Below are 21,189 nucleotides of genomic sequence, written 5' to 3' on the forward strand. Positions count from 1 at the left end.
TTTTCTTAACGATGACTCAATGCACGGATTATATCTCGGGTAAAATCATGCTCGTTAAAGCCTGCTTTTCCCGCTAAGTCGTAACCGCGACGTACGACAATAAGGTTCTCGCTTGGAATAATGACCAGGAACTGCCCGCGATTACCACGTGCCGCAATAGTGTCGTCAGGAAGATCTGGAAAACGTTCATTGTAGAGCCACCACTGTGCGCCATAACCTGGAGCGCTTTCAGGCGGTTGGGCGGGTGTCGGGGTGCTGATATATTCCAACCAATTCGGCGGTAAGATCTGCTCCCCCTGCCACTTCCCGTTTTGTAAATGCAATACACCTAAGCGAGCCAAATCGCGTGATGTTGTCCATACTTGTGACGACAAAATGAAGTCACTCTGCCAGTCTGTTTCTAAAAACGTATGCTGCATACCGATTTTGTCGAGCAACGCTTCATAAGGGAAGGTTACGTAAGCCTCTTCACTGGACATTGTTTCACGCAGTACGCGAAGCGCCAACATGGTGTCATTGTTCGCGTACTTCCAACGAGAGCCCGGCTCAACTTCAAGTGCCGTTTCTGTTGCGGTGTCACTGACTAAACCGCCGCCCATGTAGACACGATCGGTTCGATTACCCGCCTGGTTACTATCAAGGCCTGACGCCATATGTAATAGATTTTCCAGTGTAATGCGCTGACGCGGATCCAACGGATGCGACCAGTTCTGCAGGCCTGCTTTTTGGTCAACCGATAAAATCTCCTGCTGAACCGCTGCGCCAATAACGCTGGCACCGATGCTTTTCGCCACAGACCAGGTTCGTTGGGCTGTTTCCGGCGTGAAGTCTTCTTTATAACGCTCAGCAATAATTTTATTCGGCGTCGCGATTAACACGGCAGACGTTCGTGCACCTTCGCCATAATGTTTCGTAAAGGCCTGCTCAATGACTGCATCTAGCTTGTCGTTTCCGGTGGGTTCATTAACCGCGTTACGGCTTTGCCATGGGTCTCCGGTGTCCGCTTGTTCAGCGGGGTTGTTTTGAAACGGCTGGTAAACCTGTTTAATGTCTTGTTCAGTAGCCCCTACCGGCAAATCAACACAGCCTAAGCGAGGTCGCCAGACTGAATAACGGATTCTTTTGCCATCATCATAGGCAACACGGACCCATTTATCGTTGCTATTTATTTCAGCGGTCAGCCCATTCACTTTATCGGCAATTAAAGAATAAATCCCCGTTAGCTCGTCTTCTTTAATTTGCGATGGTGACTTTCCGCCATTAAAGGTTGCGCTGCAGGTAAAGTTTGCTTTGTATCCGGCAGCGTAGGCATTGAGCGTTGTGTCGGTTTCTTCAGCGCTCACACATAGAGAAAGAGCTCCGGCTATTATGACTGTTAAATAGCGCTTCATAAAAGATCCTCAATAAAATGTTTATTCTATAAACGCTATAACAACTTCAGGACGATAGCGAGTCAGTGACTCACTCACAAACGTATTAAAGTGTCCGTTCAACGCTTTATACGCAAACTAAGCAATAGCCGCTAACCCGACCAGCCCAAAACAGCTTATTAGTCCGAGCACAGACACAAATTTAGGAACAAAACGCTGCTCTTTACTGACGTTAAGGGCAGCAACGTTAGTGATGCCATAGTAAATAAGCACGGTAAATGCGCTTAACGTCCAGGCAGATTCTATCCCCCCAAACCCAGCGATAACGGCCATGATCAGGAAGGTTAGCCAGGTTGCAGCAGGTGCCGATTTCTGGGCTTTATCGAGGCCGCCCAAAACGCGAGGCAAGTCACCACGGCGTCCCATAGCTAAAATGACACGCGAGACACCGAGTAATAAGTTTAAAACCACGCCGCCCATAGCTAGTATTCCGCCGACAATCACCACCCACTGCCACGGAGAGTCACTGATTAGGTTAGCGATATTGAAGTGGCTCTCTTCAAATGTATTAAGGCCCCCTACATGCAGAATAGCCAAACCAACAGCAATGTATAATGCGCTGACCACCGCTAACGTCAATACCACCGCCCTGGGAATATTGCGTCTGGGTTCGGTTATTTCTTCCCCCATTGTGGCTATGCGTCCGTAGCCGGTAAATGCAACGAACATTAAAGCCGCCGCATGGAAAAGCGACAAATGGCTAGTTGAAACCGACTCATTACCAACTGCCGGTGCTGCTGACTCAATTCCTAAAGCGACGCCAATAAATACAATTAAGCCAATAATACTGACTGTGACTAACAGCATATTCAGCCAGTTGGTTCTGCGCACCCCAGATAACACAAATACGGTAAACAGCAATAAGAGGCCTATGGCAACCGCTTTTACCGTGGTTTCGGACACCTCAAAACTGGCACTGATGTACCATGCCACCGCCAATGCCGCCGTTGCCGCCGAAGCGCTTTTTGCCACGATGAAGAGTCCGCCGGCTATGATACCGCTGGCTGGATTCAAAAACTGATAACCATACTCGTAAGTGCCGCCACTGACAGGGTGTGCAGCCGCTAGCTGTGCAGAAGACAACCCATTAAACAACGCGGTTAGCGCCGCTAGTACAATTGCCCAAACCAGCATATCGCCGGCTATGGTCGCACTGAGTCCTACGCTGACGTAGGCGCCGGTACCCAGAATAGAGCCCAGGCCAATGATTAACGCGCCACCTAAGCCGGTTTCCCTGACTAATTGGTTCGCCATGTTCACACCTTTAAGGGTTGCTTGATTGAGGATTGTTACATTTTAGACAGGTTTTTGTTGCAGTTTAATGGCATTTTGGAAGTGGTGGCCCCTCGCAGATTTGAACTGCGGACCAACCGATTATGAGAGAGTTTTAGCGTTATATCCCAGTGAACAACGAAGAACAAATAAAAACAAAATGCTTTTTAATTTCAATATCTTAAATAGAGCCTCATTGTTTGCTCTTGTTCACCGCGATCCCATGTAGCACAATCGTTTTGCTACATATTTGCTACATGGGAAATTTCAATGGCTATACGAGCTAAGATCACGAACGCCTCAATCAAAAAACTGACACCTGCTGATCAGCGTCTTAACGATACAGAGATAAGTGGCTTTCACGTTCGTATAACAAACAAAGGAAGTGTCTCTTACTACCTTTACTATCGCAAGGACGGAAAGCAGGTAAATTATCGGCTTGGTACTCATGGAAAAATCACACCTGCTGAAGCCAGAGAACTGGCTCGAATAAAAGCGGGTGAAGTGACCAAGGGTACAGACATTCAGGAAGAGAAAAAAAAGCAGAAAGTTGAAGCCGAACGCGAACGGGCGAACCAACTCGAAAAATACCTAAACGAACACTATGAACCTTGGCTTAATGCAAAGAATGCCAAAACAGCGAAGCGCATCATAAAAACCATAAAATCTGGCTTCCCTGACTTTCTGAAGCTTCCCCTGTCAGAAATCAAAGCTCATAAAGTAGAGCAATGGCGAAACAAAAAGATTAAGTCCAACGTGACCAAAGCTACCGTTAATCACTACGTAAACTCGTTAAAAGGAGCTATGAGCCGCGCAGTCGAATGGAATCTGATTAGCTCCCACGACCTTAATAAAGTTAAAACGCTAAAGACCGACAACACGCGATTGCGTTACCTGACCAAAGATGAAGAAGCTAGCCTGTTAGAAAAACTTCGTGAACGTGATGAGCAAATCAAAGCCGCCAGAGACAGCGCAAACGAGCATAAAAGAATTCGCGGCTATGAGGAAACCGAGTGTTTACGAGGCCAAATGTTTGCTGACCACTTAGAACCGATAGTTTTACTTGCTATGAACACCGGTATGCGGCGCGGTGAAATCTTTCAACTAAAATGGTCCGATATAGACTTTCAGAGTAAAACGCTCGCAGTAAAAGCCGGTAACGCTAAATCTGACCTTTCCCCTGAACTAACACCATCTTATCGATGAAATTTCAGTTTTAAGCTACCTGTTTTGCAAACTCCACAGGCGGTAAATAATTTAACGAGCTATGCGGGCGTTCGTAATTGTAATGACGCTGCCACTGTTCTATTTCATATCTCGCTTCGTCGAGCGTTCTAAACCAGTTCTGGTCAAGACATTCATTCCTAAACTTGCCATTCAAACTCTCAACAAAAGCGTTCTGTGTTGGTTTTCCTGGCTGAATAAAGCTCAACCTTACATCGTTGCTTTTGCTCCAGAAAAACATGGCTTTACTGGTAAATTCGGTGCCATTATCGCAGACAATATGCTCTGGCTTGCTGCGCTCGTCGATAAGCTGAGACAAAAAGCGCGATACTTGCTGTCCCGAAATCGATACTGAGACCAGTTGCCCAACCATTTCCCGGCTAAAGTCATCGACAACATTCAAGACTCTGAAACGTCGGCCACTTGCCAGCTGATCAGACACAAAATCCATCGACCATCGCTCATTAACACGCTGCGGTGCGTCCATGACGACACGCGGTCGTGTCAGCTTTTTACGTTTCTTGGTCCGAACCTGAAGCCCTTGTTCGGTATAAAGGCGATAGGTTCGCTTCTTATTCTTTACAAGCCCCTCGCGCTTAAGCAACCCATGCAGCAGTAAATAGCCATACCGTGGATATTCCACGGCAAGCTCCTTTAGGCGAGTCGTTACCCGTTCGTCATCTCGCTGCTTTGGCTTATATCGGTAAGCTGTTCGACTCAGCCCGACCAGTTTGCACGCAAGGCGCTCGCTTAGCTTATACGCAGAGATTAAATGCTCTACGACACGCTTCTTGCTGGCGGGCTTCACCACTTTTTTGAGACGACATCCTTTAAGGCTTCTGTCTCAAGCATCTTCTCCGCCAACAGCTTTTTAAGCTTGTTATTCTCAGACTCAAGCTCTTTTAGACGCTTGGCCTCATTCACTTCCATTCCGGCATATTTACTACGCCAGTTATAAAACGTGCCGCTGGAAATTCCCATTCGACGACAAATTTCGTCGACTTTGGCACCGGCCTCATGCTCTTTGATGGCCTTTATAATTTGTTCTTCGCTGTAACGTTTTTTCATATCGAGATCTCCACTTGACCCATTTTAATGGAAATCTCATCGATGTCATGGTCCTATTTTTGGGGGAGAGGTCACTCAGAGAAGACCTAGACGCTTGGCTTAACAGCTTTTGTCGTGCTTCCCATTTAACCGAATTAGAGGTTCGTCATGACTAAGTTATCCGATGACCAAAAGTCACTGCTGACCTATTTACGGAACGGAAAGCCGCTCCATATCTGCATTGACTTAGTTCCTCATATGGGTTCAGTCATAGTGTTAGATGACTTGCCAAGCTGTGATCAAGAAGCGTTAGTTTTTCTCAAGGGAAGAGGGCTAATTGAAACCGAGGCTAGAAAGATACACGGAATCAATTTTTTACTCGTATCCGCTACCGAGGGAGTTTCACCATGCTAAATGACGCTCAGAAGAAACATTACTCATTGCTGTACCCTGAATTGGCAGACGACATTGAAAAGTTTGATATTGGTAGTCTCGAATATTTTGCTTATTACTTATACAAACTTCCTCAAGAGTTTAGTTCGAGATTGCGTAAAGCCTACTTCAAACACCCTACCATTCGCGAAAGTAATATATTTATACGAGACTTGAGCGACAAAATCTTCTCAGATGTACCGACTTTCGTGAAGAACCTGAACGCTGATCAGTCCGATATACGTTTATGGGCAAATCAACAGTCTGAAAACTGTTTACGAATGATGAGAAAGCCCCCTTATACCTATACGGGAAAATCTAACAAGAAAATCTCATATACGGAGAAACGACAAAATATCGAAAAGCTGTATACAGGAATGGCTTCTTATACGAGAAGCCTTAACCTCGAGCCACCAAAACCTAATTCAAACGTTACCATTGAAGGCTGTATAAAGAGGATGACTGACGCAAGTTGGTGGATGCGCCGTATAAAGACAAGCTTGAAACAAGCCCGAGAGTTTACGGCTATAAATTTGAATATAGTGTCGAAAAACCGTGACATTTATTGCAGCACTTTAACAGCTAGAGCACGACAGACTGAAAAAGCCATGGAAAAAGAGTTTTTAAAGAACAATTTCCGTGAGAACGAAAACGGAGAGCGAGTATCTCTGTTCGATCTTTCGCAACCAACCGTTGCTAACCCCGTAAATAGACGACATGAAATGATGACTCGTATTCGCGGTTTTGAGAATCATGCTGATAAGCAGAATCACGAGGCTTTATTTCTAACACTCACCTGTCCCTCGAAGTATCACAACAACTACGCGAAATCGGGTATGGCTAACCCTAAATGGATGGGTTCAACTCCAAAGCAAGCTCAGAACTATTTAACAAACGTGTGGGCTCGCATTCGCGCTAAACTGAACCGTAACGGCATTATGATATACGGAATGAGAGTTGTAGAGCCTCAGCACGATGGAACTCCACATTGGCATTTACTGGTCTTTTTACCGCGTAGCCAGGTTGAAGACTTCTCACGTATATTCCGGCATTACGCCTTACTTGAAGACGGAAACGAGTCCGGGGCACAAGAAAACCGTTGCGATATTACGCGCATCGACAAGTCTAAGGGCAGTGCATCGGGTTATATCGCCAAATACGTTGCTAAAAACATAGATGGCGCACATCTTGAAACAGGTACTTATGGCGAGTCAGTAGACGTTACCGTAATGCACGTAGAAGCATGGGCTTCTTGTTGGTCAATTCGTCAATTTCAACAACAAGGCGGTCCTCCTGTCTCACCTTATAGGGAATTACGCCGAGTAAGGCACGAGCAACCTGAAGACTCACCTTTTGAGGCTCCAAGACTAGCCGCAGACAAAGGCGATTGGTGCGGCTATATTGGGCCATGGGCGGGCTATTCGCAAAGCGCAAAGACCAGAAACTGAAACTAGATTATGAAATTCAGGTGGACGAAGAAACGGGAGAGATTAAATCTACAAAGTACGACTGCAACATCAGTAGAAAGTTAACTGGCTTAAAAGCGGGTAACGAACGCTTGAAAACCCGCTTTCACACATGGAGGCCTGTGTCTTTAGGAGCCGATTAATCGGCTCCACTTGGAGTACTGGGAATAACTGTACGAATGCGATAGGATAAATTTAAACATAAATTTAAGGGTTTGATATGACAGCAGAGATAGCAGTAATTAACAAATCGGCAGTTGCTCTAGCAGCTGACTCAGCAGTCACTATCTCTGACGGTAATGGTAGTCAAAGTAAAGTATATAATGGAGCAGAAAAGCTATTTGCTTTAACTAAATATCACCCAGTTGGCATCATGGTATATGGCGCTGGCACTTTATGTCGTATGCCGTGGGAAGTAGTTATAAAGCAATATAGAAAAAAGCTTGGTTCAGAATGTTTTGAAAATTTAGAACTTTATACCGAGGATTTTCTATCTTTCGTCCAAGATGATGAACATCTTGTTACTCAAGATTTGAGAGATTCATTTATAAGAGAACATTGGCACGCTGTAATCGAAACTTTATGGCGCTTAACAATAAGCGTAGGTAATACAAAAATCGACGAAACTGGAATACAACCGACTAAAGACGAGACTTACGAAATAATAGTAGATATTTGCTCAAAAATCAGGTCAAAATTGGAAGAGGAGCAATATCTAGAGGGTTTTACCCAAGACGACTTTCGCGAAGTTCAAGAAGAATGCAAAGACTTTGTAGATAGTAACTCAGAGGATTTGCACAAAGCCGTCCCTGAAGAAAAGGTCGAAGATATGTAGCGTCAATTACCTTGGCCGGTTTTCCGGCAATTATCCTGGCCGGTTGATACCGATTTTTAACTACCGTTGCTCATTGCCATTTTGCGACGGTAACTTTCACCTTCACAATGAAGGATTGTCGCATGATGCACCAGCCGATCGATGGCGGCGATGGTCATCGTTGAGTCATCGAACAGTTCATCCCATTGCTCGAACGACTTATTTGATGTGATGATCATGCTGTGTCTTTCGTATCGATGTGCGATTAGCTCGAACAGCACACTGGTTTCCTGCTCGGTTTTGCGAACGTAACCTACGTCGTCCACGATAAGCAGGTTGTACTTATCCAGTTTCAGTAACTCATCCTGCAACCGAAGGTGCTGTTTCGCTTGTTGTAGCTGTTGCACGATGGCTGACGCCGCGATGAACTTAACCTTATAGCCCTGCTCGATAAGCCCGTAACCGATGCCACTGGCGATATGGGTTTTACCCAGTCCGCTGGCTCCGAACAGTAAGACGTTAGAGCCCAGTTTCAACCACCCGGGTTGGTTAACCAGATCGATGATCTGGTGTTTCGAGATACCGTCGACCAGATTAAAGTCGAAGTTGCCAAGGTTTTTTCCAGCCGGTAACTTTGCGTCTTTTAGCAGCCGCTGTAAGCGTTTGTCTTCACGGTTTGCCAGCTCGATATGGCAGAGCTCCGATAAGTATTGCTGGGGGCTCCACTGCTCTTTAACGGCTTTATTGCCCAGCGCATCCCACTCCTTAACCATGGTGGCCAGCTTAAGCCGCTTGAGCATGAGTGATAATGAGGCCGTTGTGTTATCCATGCAGACCTCCCGGTATCATACTGGCATACGAGCTTAGACTGTGTTGCTTGATGGTAAGTGATGGTGCTTTCGGCTCGATAACTAAAAAGCGCTCTTCGCATTCCCGGATGGCCGGTAATTGTCGCTGGGTAATTGACGCAGCAATAAATCGGCCTAATTGACGCTCACAGCCGCTTTGTTTGGCTAAATGAAGCAGTTTTACCATGTAATAGCTGGCTTTATCGGCCGTTAGCGTGTCGTCGACATACTCCCAGATGGTCTTGTAATTGTCGTCCGGTAATAGGTCATCGCGCAACTGTGAGTGGCGGAACGCACGCGGTTTCTTAGCCAGTGCATCAATAACATGCCGGTAATTGACGCTGCGGGCGCGACCACCTTTGTCGGCATAGACTCGCTCAAGCTCCATCACGAAGTCGGTGCCGTAAAATAGCGCTAACCGGTCATCATAAAGCCGTACCAGCAATCGGCTGTCAATAAGCCGTGATGGCACCGTGTAGGTGACGCGCTTGAGGCAAATCGTGCTTGTCCGCGACACCGTGACATAATGCTCGGTGTAATTGACGCTCATTGCCGTGGGCAGCGGCTGTAATTGCCGCTGCTCGAGTTGGTATTTGTCGCTGACGCGGCGATTACGCCGTGCTACCACACTGGCGACAAAGGCTTCATACGCATCACGGCTGTCGAAGTCATAACTGCCGCGGATTTTTAGTGCTTGCTCGACTTGGGACTTGGTGTGTCCGTGCGGACTTTCGATAGCACCGTTCTCATGCGCAACACCCGGATTATTGCGTGTTGCTTTAAAACCGTAATGCTTCACAAGGTCGTTGAAGCGCTCGGTTAAGTCATCAGCCGATGAGTGATTCTTATAAGCGGCACTCAGGCTGTCGGTACGGACTTCCCGAGGCACACCACCGGCAGCATGTAGCGCATTTTGTAATCCATCAGAGAAAGCCGCAAAGCTTTCACCACCGTAGATGACCTGCACGAACGCCCAGCCGCTGGCCGGCATCCGGTAATGAAACAGCATGTGCTTTAATGGCTCACCGGCAATGGTGACCGGCGATTTCACATGAGTAAAGTCGGTAATACCGAGCGCACCATATTCATGCGTTTGTATAAACACAACGTCTTTAGCAGGCCCGTGTAACGACCGCCATTTACGGATGCGGCGCTCAAGTGTACGACGCGAGCCGGGACTGAATTTATCAGTGTGATATTCGCAAAGGTGATCAAAAACGCCCACCGGCGTAATGTCATTATCCTGCTTGAGTATGGGAACAACAACGCTATCCCATACCGCTTCAAGCGGATCTTTGCGGGTGCGCCACTGGCGCTTACCGTCGTTCGTTTGTTGATTGGCTTTATCAAGGCGCCGGGCTGATCGCTCTGAAATGCCTGCCTTAGCAGCAGCGACAACTTGGCTATTTCGTGTTCTGTGTTTCATATAGATCATGACCTGTTGATCCGTGATTCGTGTTCCCGGCACAGTGAACTCCCTCCGTTCTGCTGTGCCGAACCTTATCAGATCAACCGGCCAAGATAATTGCCGCTAGACCGGCCACCGTAATTGTCGCTCAATAGTCGAAGAGCTCAAAGACAACTTTAGAGAGATTGTTGCATTAGCTACTGTAAAGAATAATGACCTAGGTCCTAATTCAGGCGTTGTATTTGCGGGGTATGGTGATAAAGAATGTTTTCCTTCTGTTTTGGCTTTTAACTTGAAAGGGTTTTGGAAAAACAAGTTAAGATACTGTCCTTTGAAACATAAAAGTGCTCCGGCTGGAAAAAGTGATTTAATGGCCTATGCTCAAGATGAGGAAGTAAATACTTTTGTACAAGGAATCAGTCCTCGGTTAAAAGAAAAAGTAGACGAAACTGTTGTAAGGATTGTTGGTCAAACGCTTGAGCATGTTAAGTCCGGACTAGAAATGACTGGCCTGTCTGAAGCTGACCGACAGGAATTAGAGAAAAACATCGAAGGCTTAGTAACAAATACACTTGCTACAGAAGTTGGGGAGTTCAGGCAGTTTATAGAAATGAACTTTACCCAACAGGTTGTCAATATGGTTGAATTCCTTCCAAAGGACGAGCTAGCTTATATGGCAGAGTCTCTAGTAAATATGACAGCTTTTAAACGAAAGGTCACTAGCCAAAGTGAGTCCGTGGGAGGGCCGATAGATGTTGCTATAATCTCTAAAGGTGATGGATTCGTATGGATAAAGAGGAAACATTACTTTGACAAGGAGCTGAATAATCATTATTTTGACAACTTCTTGCGTAAGGAGAAAGTATGAGAAAGACATCTTTTCAAACACAAATGCTAAGTCAGGCTTGGAAAAAAAACCATTTGCCTAGTCATTTTGGCTTTCAACGCAAAGAGGAAAGACCGGCAGTTTCGGAAGACAGAGGGTCACATCGTAGAACCTCAAGCAAAATTATAGACACCGCCTTCCAAAATTGCGGGTATGAGTTAAAGCTTAAGTAACGATTTTTCTTAATATATGAGTTTTTATGAAATTTCTTAAGGTGGCTCGCTCAAAGAGCCATCTACAGTTTTTATTGAAAGTTTACCTTCTAAGCTCTTCCTCTCTTACCTTGGCCTCAAAGACCTAGCTGAATCTTAACAGAGCCAAAGCATCACTATTCAGGACCTGCCTGATAACTTCTCAAAGACTATTTTAGTTTACCGCCGATTTTACCTTTGGTGCACCGACGGACGACCAATCACGCTTAACTAGCATGAACGTGATAACACTAAGTAAGTTGCTACATATTTGCTACATGAAAAAGAAGAAAGGATTCAAGTTAGTGAAAACTTCGGCTATAAGCCTTTAAAAGTGGTGGCCCCTCGCAGATTTGAACTGCGGACCAACCGATTATGAGTCGGGTGCTCTAACCACTGAGCTAAGGGGCCATTTCTGGTTGGAATGCTTGAAAGCGGCGCAGATTATACGAACTTTTTACCCTTTTGTCATGGGTATCAGCACGTTAAATCGCGATGTTTTTTCAAGTTTTTCGTAATTTATGTCGCCGCCCTGACTTTTTATTGCGTCTTTGATCACTTTTAAGCCAACGCCGTAAGCGTCCGGGTTTACGTCATCGGTTTCGAACATAGCACCTAAGTTTTTCTTGGCTACGCCGTTACTTTCGTCGCACACGGACACATTCACAAAGTTGCCTTCGATATTTGCCTGTATCAGCACTTCGGAGTTAACCGGTATAAACCTCACGACATGCCGAAGCAGGAAGTCAAAAACAAAACGAAACACTAATGGGCTTATCGTGACACGAATATTATCGTCGACAATAGAAGTTACGGTAATGTTCTTCTCACCTGAAAAGCTTTCATGATAATCCGCAATATCCTGCAGCCAGGCCTCTAACTCGAGGTCGCTTTTATCAAGCCCCTGCATATCTGGCGACAGCTGTGAGAAGGCTTCAAACAAGCTCACAAGCTCTTGTACTTTAGATTTCAATTCAGCGCTATCACTGTCCCTTAACCGTTTCTCGATATTTTCCAAATTACTCAAAGCTAATGCCGCCATTGAACGTGCCATGCGACCGGCTAAGGTTTTTTCAGAGGCAAGGCGAAGCTTGTCAGCTTCTTTCTCGAGTTCTCGCTCAGCAGCCTGTACTTGCTGGCGTGCTTGATACAACAAAAGAAGGAAAGGCTGTATTTCACCTATTTCAGAGGTCACAGAAACGGCTTTACTAGTATCTTCAGCGTCATTCACAATGCGATCACGCTCTTTGTGCCAACGCCGATTAAACGCTGACTCTCGCACAATAATGGCAACACCAATTAATGCCAGCAACACAAATAGCACGCTTGCAGTGACACTAAAATAATTCTGTACCGGCTGTATGGGATGACTAAGCCATATGGCAAGCCCAGCGTGCTGTTTTTCCGGACATGCCACCACGACACGTATAGGCAGCTGCTCAGTGACATTTGCAGCAGCTTTATTATCAGCAATTGCCTTTCGGGCTGCGGAGCTTATAGCCAGTTGGACAGCTCCGGCTAACTGGCTGTCTTGCGAGTTACCACGTGAAGAGGCTACCGCGTAGCCCATGAATCCATTTTCAATGTGCCAAAAGCCGCCAAGCGTGTGTTCCTTATTGCGAATAGACTCGCTAATAGCCTGATACAAAAGCTCGGGGTTACTAACCGCTTGCTGCTTACTTTCAGAAGAGGGATAGAGGTTACTAACAGTTCGCTGAACAGCCGCGCAGGTTTGCTCAAGGCTACTTGTCGTTCGACTGATTAATTGACCGGATGACTGCCAATAAGTCAGCAGCAGACCACCTATCGCTATCGCAATAATAGCGATAGCGAACCAGCGATTAGTACGGGTGTGGCTTGCGAGTGACTGCACGTTGCGTCACTCGCTCTTATTAAGGAAGTTGGTAGAAGTCGCGTGCATTTTGATAAAACACTTTATCAACAGCATCTGCACCACCGTCGGCACTTTCCAACGCATTCACAATGGTTGTAATGTCCGAAGGCTCAAACGAACGGTTACTGCGGGTACCTGGTAAGTCGGTGCCAAACATTAAAGCATCTGGGTTAGTTTTATATAGCGCTTTAACAGCATCAGCCACATTGACTTCTGTGCGACCAAAACCACTGGCTTTAATTTTTACGCCACCTTCGGCTAAACGACGCACTTGCGACAAGCCCGACTTAGCCATACCTAAGTGGTCAACGCTAAGTTTTGGTAACTTCAGCAGCGTAGGCACCATGTCGTCAAGCTCGCGGCTGTCGACGTAAATTTCCAAATGCCAACCCGCTAAATCCCAAATACGCTTACCAAATTCAACAATACCTTCAATGTCGCGGTGAACACCGCGCTTCAGGTTCACACGAACGCCACGAATGCGGTGTTCGTTCAGTTGCTGAATCTTTTCATCACTCACAGAGCCTGGTAGTTGGGTCACGCCTACAAAGTTGTCACCCAAATTTTCCAGTGCGGCTTTCAAATAACGCTGCTCAAAGCCCTGGAATGAACCCGACACAATAACACCGCCTTCAATAGGCAGGCCACGTGTTAAATTCCGATAATCATCAATATAAAAAGGCTCAGGGATATGACCTTGGTTTTCAATTAGCGGAAACTCGTCATCGTAAATATGCAAATGCGAGTCAATAATACGTTTCGGCCAATTGTCACGGTTATTACCCATGCTGCCTCCTGTGTCAGAGAATATCTTACTCATCCAAGAACGATTTCAGCTGCTCAGAGCGGCTTGGATGACGAAGCTTTCTTAATGCTTTGGCTTCAATTTGACGAATTCGTTCACGAGTTACATCAAACTGTTTACCAACTTCTTCCAAAGTATGGTCAGTATTCATATCAATACCAAAACGCATACGCAAGACTTTCGCTTCTCGAGCGGTAAGGCCGCCGAGCACTTCGCGCACTGAGTTACGCAAGCTTTCAGAGGTCGCCGAGTCGATAGGCAGATCCAGCGTATTGTCTTCTATGAAGTCACCCAAGTGCGAATCTTCGTCATCGCCAATAGGGGTTTCCATTGAAATCGGCTCTTTCGCAATTTTGAGAACTTTGCGAATTTTGTCTTCCGGCATCATCATGCGCTCAGCCAGTTCTTCCGGCTGCGGCTCTCGGCCCATTTCCTGCAACATTTGACGCGAAATACGGTTCAATTTATTGATGGTTTCAATCATGTGAACCGGGATACGAATCGTACGAGCCTGGTCCGCAATTGAACGAGTAATTGCCTGGCGGATCCACCACGTAGCATAGGTAGAGAACTTGTAACCACGGCGATATTCGAACTTATCCACCGCTTTCATCAAGCCGATGTTACCTTCCTGAATTAAGTCCAGGAATTGCAGGCCTCGGTTGGTGTATTTCTTCGCAATTGAAATAACCAAACGCAGGTTGGCTTCCACCATCTCTTTTTTCGCACGGCGGGCTTTCGCCTCACCAATAGACATACGGCGGTTAATTTCTTTAACTTTACCGATGGTTAAGCCGGTCTCTTTCTCAACGTCGACCAACTTATTCACGCAACGCTCAATTTCGTCGCGTGTTTCTTTCATTGTACTTGCGTAGCTCTCGCCTGAGTTAATTTGCGCATCAACCCACGCCATGCTGTTTTCATTACTTGCGAAAGCCTTCATGAAATCGCGCTTAGACATACCGCCTTGTTCAACGCTTAATTTCATAATAATACGTTCTTGCACGCGCACACGCTGCATCATTGAACGCATGTCTTTAACTAGACGGTCAAACTGCTTTGGTACCAGACGGAACTGTTTAAACAGATCGCTTAGTTTATCAATTTCAACGCGGGCATCGGCTCCATCTCGACCATGCTTGGCAATTGCCTGGCGAGTCGCTTCGTATTGTTCACGCAGCTCGGTGAATTTAGCACGAGCGAATTCAGGGTCGATACCAGTATCTGACTCTTCTTCTTCGTCATCGTCTGCATCGTCGTCTTCGTCTTCCAGCTCTTCTTCTGGTAGTTCAGAACCAACGTGAGTAGCAGCAACAGGTGCTTCATCGACCTCTTCCGGGTCGATAAAACCAGAGATAATATCGGTTAAGCGTAACTCTTCCGCTTCGTATGAGTCCCACTGATCCAATAGGAAATTAATGGCTTCAGGGTATTCCGCCACAGAGCACTGAACTTGGTTAATACCTTCTTCAATGCGCTTAGCAATATCAATTTCGCCTTCACGAGTCAGCAGTTCAACAGTACCCATTTCACGCATATACATACGCACTGGGTCAGTTGTTCGGCCTATTTCGCTGTCGACCGACGCTAGGGCTTGAGCAGCTTCTTCCGCAGCGTCTTCGTCTGCTGCGCTCTCGGCCATCATCAAGTCATCGGCGTCCGGCGCACTCTCAAAGACACGGATGCCCATGTCGTTGATCATGCGAATAATATCTTCAACCTGATCGGAATCTACAATTTCTTGAGGTAAATGGTCATTAACCTCAGCAAAAGTTAAAAAACCTTGCTCTTTGCCTTTCGCAATAAGTACTTTCAGTTGCGATTGCCGACTCTGCTGCATACAGACGTTCCACCCATGACTGTGAATGTAGAATACCCAAAATGACCAGACAGTATAACAGAATTCAGCCTTTTAAGCTAGAAAAGGCTGTCCTATCAAGTCACTTCGGCTGCTGTTTTTTCTTAAGTGCAAGTAAAGACTGATACTCTTCAAGTAGTTCTTTAGATGCATTCCCTTTATTAATTTCTTCTAAAATTGAGTTCGCCTTTTGCTCAATACACATGTCCGTTAAATATAGCAAAATGCCTTCAAACTCTTTCGAAAAATGCTCATCCTCTAAATGAAGCTCCCTCGTAGATAGCTCTTTTATCAGTTCAAATCGAGAGCTTTCTCTCCACCCTTCTAAAACTTGTGCTGTATTTAATTCTCTTTTAGAGCATTGTCGATATACAGCAGTAAATATTTTTATATCCTTTAACTTCAAGTTGTTAATTTCAGAGCTAACGTAATAATCTAAGGCTAGGCTTGGTTTTTGGATTAAAATAGCCGTTGCTCTCTCTACAACACCAAGGCGACTTTTTTCCTGAGACTGATATTTGTTTCCATTTCCACTCGATCTAGAAAAGTAGCTTTTTTCTACTTGCTCAGGAAGAAACCCAAATTGGCGAGTAAGCTTTTCTAAAAGAGCACTTTGATAGTACCCACTGGCTATTTTCTCAATCAGTGGCTTCGCTGTACTGAGTAGCTGTGAGCGGCCGGCATCAGTACTAACGTCGATACCTTCCTGCAAGTGTTCAAAAAAATATTCAGTGAAAGGCTTCGCTTGAGTTAATGCCTGTTCAAACGCTTCTTTGCCTTTATCCCTGACAACGGAGTCCGGGTCTTCACCTTCTGGCAGAAATAAAAAGGCCATATCAAGACCATCTTTTAATAAAGGTAGCGCATTTTCCAGCGCTCGCCAGGCGGCATCTCGACCCGCGCGGTCTCCGTCATAACAACAGACAACACGCGGTGACGTTCTGAATAGACGCTGTAGCTGTTCAGTTGTCGTTGCCGTACCCAGCGATGCAACAGCATAGTCAATACCAGCCTGAGACAACGCAACGACATCCATATAACCTTCAACAACCACCACTTGATCTGGTCGGCGCACAGCTTGTTGCATATGCCAGTAACCGTAGAGCTCACTACCTTTATGAAACAAACGCGTTTCCGGTGAGTTCAAATACTTTGGTCCGTCACCTTCAATGATTCGTCCACCAAAGCCGACAACCCGCCCGCGCCGATCGTGGATGGGAAACATAACCCGGTCACGGAAAAAGTCATAATGACGACCTTTATCGTTACGGTTAATGAGCTTCAGTTCGAGCAACTGTTGACGCTGTTTAGCACCTTGCCCGAAGGTTTTTAGCAAGCTGTCCCAGTCGTCCGGAGCATAGCCTATTTGAAAGCGCTTAACCGTTTCGCCACTCAGACCACGCTTTTTCAGGTAGCCAATAACTTGCTCCGAACTCGCATGATGTTTCAGCTGATGCTGATAAAACCGTGCCGCTTGATTCATTATCGCGACATCATCCTGAGTTTGCTGTTGCTTCTTCTGCGCCGCTTGCGGGTTTTCCGGTTCTTCTCTGGGTACCTGCACCCCAAACAAACCTGCCAATTCTTCGACCGCGTCCGGAAACTGCAGACCATCGAACTCCATTAGAAAGTCGATAGCGTTACCATGGGCGCCGCACCCAAAGCAGTGATAAAACTGCTTGTCTTGGCTGACTGTAAAGGAAGGCGATTTTTCGTTATGGAAAGGACAACATGCCTGATGGTTCTTGCCGGCTTTTTTTAGCGGCACGCGACTGTCAACGACTTCAACAATGTCTGCTCTTTCGAGTAAATCATGAATAAAGCTTTTAGGGATCAAGCCTGCCATTGCCGTCTCAGTTTCAAGGTTAAAGAATCAACAGAAACACGAAAGCCGCGACAATAAGTCACGGCTTCCAGCACTTTACGAAAAAGTGAACACTCAAATTGTCGTTAAACGCTCTTAGTATAAACGAGTACGACGAGCGTTTTCACGAGCCAGCTTTTTAGCGTGACGTTTTACGGCCGCGGCTTTCTTGCGCTTGCGCTCTGCAGTAGGCTTTTCGTAGTGTTCACGACGACGAACTTCTGACAGAACACCTGCTTTTTCACAAGAGCGCTTGAAACGACGCAAAGCTACGTCAAACGGCTCGTTTTCTTTCACTTTTACGACTGGCATTAAAACATCACCTCGGATAAATTATCTATTTGATTAAAAATTAGCCGCTACTGGCTTAAATTGGTGCTGAATTGTACCGACTAAGATTCGGCTTGTAAAGTGTTATCCGATGTTTCAAAACCAATATCGTTGTCGCTCAATAATGCCTTAACTTCCGACGATGCCATCAGCAGTTTTCCCAGCAAATTCTGGAACTCGTCAGGCCTATTTTTAAACGCTAATCCAAACTGCCATGCCCCAGGTCCAACAATATCCAAACTTTTTACATGGAAAAGCCCAAGTGACAAATCGTTACCCGGTTCAGTCACTGTTACGCTGGCTTGTAACCCGTCTTCGCCCTCCAGAGAAACCGGTTGAGTCCCTCGATATTGGAAACCAATACCTTTTCCCGATACATCGACAACGGTACCGCTTAATGGATTACCGTTACCCTGTGCGTGATGCAGTTGAAGCTCTGCGCCACAGTTAACCGGAATGCGAGGAGATGTGCGTAAAGGCTGAATGTTCGCTTCTCGAGGATAACTCACAAACAATAACTTTTGCGGAAACTGTGTCATGCTGAGTAAATCGACCGTTCCTGTTACTTGCTCACCCGATGCAGCCACTGTGGTAAACGCAAATGTTTTATTCGCTTTTAACTGGGGCAATACATCCTGCCAACGATACTGGCGGGACAATTCAAGAATCAAGTAGTCGGGGTATTGTTGGCCAACCAGCGTGATGTTCAATGTCTGGTAGCCACCGTTTGACTGTAATGAAATTTGAGCAGGCTGCCGAAACCGATTGTTCGCCAAAACACCTTTGCCATTCTGCATTAGTGCTGTCCTTTTTTATTATTATTTTATTAACCATTCATAATAGCGAATATCTGCTACTTTTTAAGTAAATACTCGATATTTATCAGTCGATGTCAATTGACGTCAGTTTTTATAAGGAAGGCTTTCGTTAGCTTGGATCCTGTTGTTTACCGACTATGCTCGCTAGACTCTGAATTAGCTAGACAGTAAGGATGCGAACTTGGCTATTAGTTATTCCAGAGACACATTCCCATACCCGATACCCGAACGTTACCAATGCGAAGGCCTGCTCGGTTACGGCGGTAGCGGCTTGGTTTATAAAGCTTACGACGAGAGACTTCAGCGTACCGTTGCCGTGAAGTTCGCCCGCTCACCCTCGTTAGTCAGTCGTAACCGTTTGGTTCGCGAAGCTCGCTTACTGTCTCAGGTTTCACACCCTTCATTATGTCGCGTTTATGACATTGGTGAGCCAGAAGTCACCTCTTCATCTTTATTCCTTGTCATGGAGTATGTTGAAGGGACTAGGCTCGATAAACTCAATAAGCACTTATCAGTTAACGATGCGGTTGAAATTACCTATCAACTTGCCAATGCTTTAAGCGCACTACACAAGTCGGGGTACGCTCATAATGACGTGAAAGGACATAACATCATTTTGTCGAAACAGAAGCAGTCCGATGTGCCTGTATTGGTTGATTTAAGTATCGCTGAAAACGTTTCGAGAGAGTCTCAGCAACAAGATATCTATCAGATTGGTGAATTACTGCTACTTATTCTTGCCAGCATGACCCCCGATGTATTTTCAATGCAACCTGTAGCCGATAAGCGCCGATTGCCGTCAGGGCTGGCGGACATTATTAAGAAAGCACTTGCCGTCGACTCTTATGAATCATTTAGTGACATGTCGGAACTGGCTAATACGCTAGCTAAATGGCGAGCTAAATCTTACAAGCAACGAAGACGCCTGGGCTGGGCAACGGCATTGACCGCCTCCACCCTAATACTAGGGGGGCTGGCTCTTACCGCTTTCAATAAACTCGACACTTACGAAAGCATATACAGTGCCCCGGTTCATCAACATTCGCACGGGCAAGTATTTGCTCATTATACTGAGCACTTAATTGAAGACGGCAACTTGGGTGAGGCCCAGGAGACTGCCGAGCTAGCACTATCACATTTCGACAATGCAATTAGTGAGCATGGTGATGATTTGACGCATCAGCGTGAACGCATTGAGTTCCTGCTCGGGCTTGAGCCCATTTTTTCGGATACCGAGTACACCACCCGGCTATTGAACGCTCTAAATAATATGGGCGCTCCAGCTAAATATTCCAGACCAGATGCCGCGTATCACGTCCAAGCCAGAGCTTATCTGGCACTCGCTAGAGTGAACAAAAAACAGGAGCATTTAAGAGCTCGCTGGGTTGAACAGGCCTGGGCAGCGCTGAGTTCAGCACAGGAGCTTTCCTCTGCTGAACATTACTTGCCTACCCAGAAAATGCTTGAGAAGTTTCAGTCCAGCGGCGGAACTGACTGACCGCGCTGCTGATAAAACGCCTCGACAAACTTGTCGAATGTATCGTTATCTAACGCATCGCGCATATCACTCATGACCTTTTGATAAAAACGTAGGTTATGGATAGTGTTTAAACGCCCACCCAACATTTCATTGGTTTTGTCTAAGTGATGTAAGTACGCCCGAGAGTAATTTTTACAAGTGTAGCAGTCACAGTTTTCATCCAACGGGCCGGTATCGGTTCTGTGCACCGCGTTACGTATTTTTACCACGCCGGAACTGATAAACAGGTGACCGTTACGCGCATTACGGGTTGGCATGACACAGTCAAACATATCGATACCACGACGCACGGCTTCAACCAAGTCTTCCGGTTTGCCCACACCCATTAAGTAGCGTGGCTTTTGCTCCGGCATTTTGGGCGCCGTGTGCTCTAAAATGCGCATCATGTCTTCTTTGGGCTCGCCTACAGACAAGCCGCCTATCGCGTAGCCGTCAAACTCAATGTCAGTTAAGCCTTTCAAGGAAATGTCGCGCAGCTCTTCGTACATACCGCCCTGAATAATACCAAAAAGCGCTGACTTATTTCCTTCGTGTGCTTTTTTAGAACGCTCAGCCCAGCGCAGAGACAACTCCATAGAGCTACGAGCTTCTGCTTGAGTGGCCGGAAATGGCGTACACTCGTCAAAAATCATGACAATGTCAGACCCAAGCTCGCGCTGAACCTGCATCGATTTTTCTGGCGTCAGTAAAATCTTCTCACCGTTAATTGGCGAACGGAAGGTCACACCTTCTTCGGTAATTTTTCTCAGCTCGCCAAGACTGAATACCTGAAAGCCGCCCGAGTCCGTCAGAATGGGCTTATCCCAATTCATAAAGTCATGCAGGTCGCCATGCTGCTGAATAATTTGCGTGCCCGGGCGAAGCATTAGGTGGAAAGTATTACCCAGACAAATCTGAGCCCCGGTATCTTTAACCTCTTCCGGGGTCATTCCCTTAACGGTCCCCAGTGTCCCAACGGGCATGAAAGCCGGTGTTTCTACGGTGCCACGCTCAAACTGCATGCGTCCACGGCGGGCACGACCACTGGTTTTATCAAGTTCAAATTTCATTGTCATAATGTAT

General features: G+C 46.2%; 17 protein-coding genes and 2 tRNA genes. 5 read left to right on the plus strand and 14 right to left on the minus strand.

The window, feature by feature from the left end:
• Positions 1-5: 5 nt before the first annotated feature.
• From UM402_RS10670 to UM402_RS10680, 3 genes are all read right to left on the minus strand, one after another.
• Positions 6-1,391, minus strand: coding sequence for a serine hydrolase domain-containing protein (locus UM402_RS10670; protein WP_058576165.1), 1,386 nt, complete (start codon positions 1,389-1,391; stop codon positions 6-8).
• Positions 1,392-1,508: 117 nt separating this feature from the next.
• A complete protein-coding gene (locus UM402_RS10675) occupies positions 1,509-2,684 on the minus strand; it encodes an APC family permease (RefSeq protein ID WP_058576164.1) in 1,176 nt (391 codons plus the stop codon).
• Between the two features lie 82 nt (positions 2,685-2,766).
• Positions 2,767-2,840, minus strand: a tRNA-OTHER gene (locus UM402_RS10680).
• A 132-nt stretch (positions 2,841-2,972) separates the two neighbouring features.
• On the opposite strand from UM402_RS10680, the gene UM402_RS10685 reads away from it, so the two are divergent.
• Complete coding sequence (locus UM402_RS10685; RefSeq protein ID WP_058576163.1) at positions 2,973-3,908, plus strand: tyrosine-type recombinase/integrase; 936 nt, start codon at positions 2,973-2,975, stop codon at positions 3,906-3,908.
• 10 nt (positions 3,909-3,918) lie between these two features.
• Here the strand turns inward: UM402_RS10685 and UM402_RS10690 are convergent.
• Positions 3,919-4,994, minus strand: a protein-coding gene (locus UM402_RS10690) for an IS3-like element ISIba1 family transposase (RefSeq protein ID WP_322295294.1) whose coding sequence is annotated in 2 segments (ribosomal slippage) — positions 3,919-4,745 and positions 4,745-4,994 — 1,077 coding nt in all. Because the reading frame shifts where the segments join, the coding sequence is not laid out codon by codon here.
• A gap of 386 nt (positions 4,995-5,380) precedes the next feature.
• Here UM402_RS10690 and UM402_RS10695 point away from each other — a divergent pair.
• Both UM402_RS10695 and UM402_RS10700 read left to right on the plus strand, forming a co-directional pair.
• A complete protein-coding gene (locus tag UM402_RS10695) occupies positions 5,381-6,853 on the plus strand; it encodes a replication endonuclease (RefSeq protein WP_058577028.1) in 1,473 nt (490 codons plus the stop codon).
• Between the two features lie 238 nt (positions 6,854-7,091).
• Positions 7,092-7,706 (plus strand): hypothetical protein, encoded by a 615-nt coding sequence (locus UM402_RS10700; protein ID WP_322295309.1) that lies wholly within the window; start codon positions 7,092-7,094, stop codon positions 7,704-7,706.
• A gap of 56 nt (positions 7,707-7,762) precedes the next feature.
• Here UM402_RS10700 and istB read toward each other — a convergent pair whose 3' ends face one another.
• Together istB and istA are read right to left on the minus strand one after the other, a co-directional pair.
• On the minus strand, positions 7,763-8,485 hold the full coding sequence (istB, locus tag UM402_RS10705) for an IS21-like element helper ATPase IstB (protein WP_416182886.1): 723 nt from the start codon (positions 8,483-8,485) through the stop codon (positions 7,763-7,765).
• Between the two features lie 22 nt (positions 8,486-8,507).
• Entirely contained in the window at positions 8,508-10,001 is a 1,494-nt protein-coding gene (gene istA / locus UM402_RS10710) for an IS21 family transposase (RefSeq protein WP_322295311.1), read from the minus strand.
• Positions 10,002-10,272: 271 nt separating this feature from the next.
• Between istA and UM402_RS10715 the strand changes: the two genes are divergently transcribed.
• Entirely contained in the window at positions 10,273-10,809 is a 537-nt protein-coding gene (locus tag UM402_RS10715) for a hypothetical protein (RefSeq protein WP_322295312.1), read from the plus strand.
• A 544-nt stretch (positions 10,810-11,353) separates the two neighbouring features.
• Here the strand turns inward: UM402_RS10715 and UM402_RS10720 are convergent.
• The 7 genes from UM402_RS10720 to UM402_RS10750 all read right to left on the minus strand — a co-directional run bounded on the left by UM402_RS10720 (position 11,354) and on the right by UM402_RS10750 (position 18,566).
• Positions 11,354-11,429: transfer RNA gene (locus UM402_RS10720), tRNA-Ile, on the minus strand.
• A gap of 46 nt (positions 11,430-11,475) precedes the next feature.
• Positions 11,476-12,891, minus strand: a complete 1,416-nt coding sequence (locus UM402_RS10725) for a HAMP domain-containing histidine kinase (RefSeq protein WP_053953923.1) — start codon at positions 12,889-12,891, stop codon at positions 11,476-11,478.
• Between the two features lie 19 nt (positions 12,892-12,910).
• Positions 12,911-13,699 (minus strand): amidohydrolase family protein, encoded by a 789-nt coding sequence (locus UM402_RS10730; RefSeq protein ID WP_058577032.1) that lies wholly within the window; start codon positions 13,697-13,699, stop codon positions 12,911-12,913.
• Positions 13,700-13,724: 25 nt separating this feature from the next.
• Positions 13,725-15,557 (minus strand): RNA polymerase sigma factor RpoD, encoded by a 1,833-nt coding sequence (gene rpoD, locus UM402_RS10735; protein ID WP_053953921.1) that lies wholly within the window; start codon positions 15,555-15,557, stop codon positions 13,725-13,727.
• A gap of 100 nt (positions 15,558-15,657) precedes the next feature.
• Positions 15,658-17,421 carry a DNA primase gene (gene dnaG, locus UM402_RS10740; RefSeq protein ID WP_058577033.1) on the minus strand — a complete coding sequence of 588 codons (1,764 nt, stop codon included), beginning with the start codon at positions 17,419-17,421 and terminating at the stop codon, positions 15,658-15,660.
• A gap of 114 nt (positions 17,422-17,535) precedes the next feature.
• The gene (gene rpsU, locus UM402_RS10745; protein ID WP_006954239.1) at positions 17,536-17,751 is read right to left on the minus strand and encodes a 30S ribosomal protein S21; all 216 of its coding nucleotides are present in this window, start codon (positions 17,749-17,751) and stop codon (positions 17,536-17,538) included.
• A gap of 80 nt (positions 17,752-17,831) precedes the next feature.
• Complete coding sequence (locus UM402_RS10750) at positions 17,832-18,566, minus strand: PilZ domain-containing protein (RefSeq protein WP_058577034.1); 735 nt, start codon at positions 18,564-18,566, stop codon at positions 17,832-17,834.
• 202 nt (positions 18,567-18,768) lie between these two features.
• Between UM402_RS10750 and UM402_RS10755 the strand changes: the two genes are divergently transcribed.
• Entirely contained in the window at positions 18,769-20,085 is a 1,317-nt protein-coding gene (locus tag UM402_RS10755) for a protein kinase domain-containing protein (RefSeq protein ID WP_058577035.1), read from the plus strand.
• Here the strand turns inward: UM402_RS10755 and tgt are convergent.
• Positions 20,061-21,176, minus strand: a complete 1,116-nt coding sequence (gene tgt / locus UM402_RS10760; RefSeq protein ID WP_058577080.1) for a tRNA guanosine(34) transglycosylase Tgt — start codon at positions 21,174-21,176, stop codon at positions 20,061-20,063. The genes UM402_RS10755 and tgt overlap by 25 nt on opposite strands.
• Positions 21,177-21,189 lie beyond the last annotated feature (13 nt).

It is taken from the genome of Idiomarina sp. OXR-189, from assembly GCF_034373425.1.
In the GTDB taxonomy this organism is placed as follows: Bacteria; Pseudomonadota; Gammaproteobacteria; order Enterobacterales; family Alteromonadaceae; genus Idiomarina; species Idiomarina zobellii.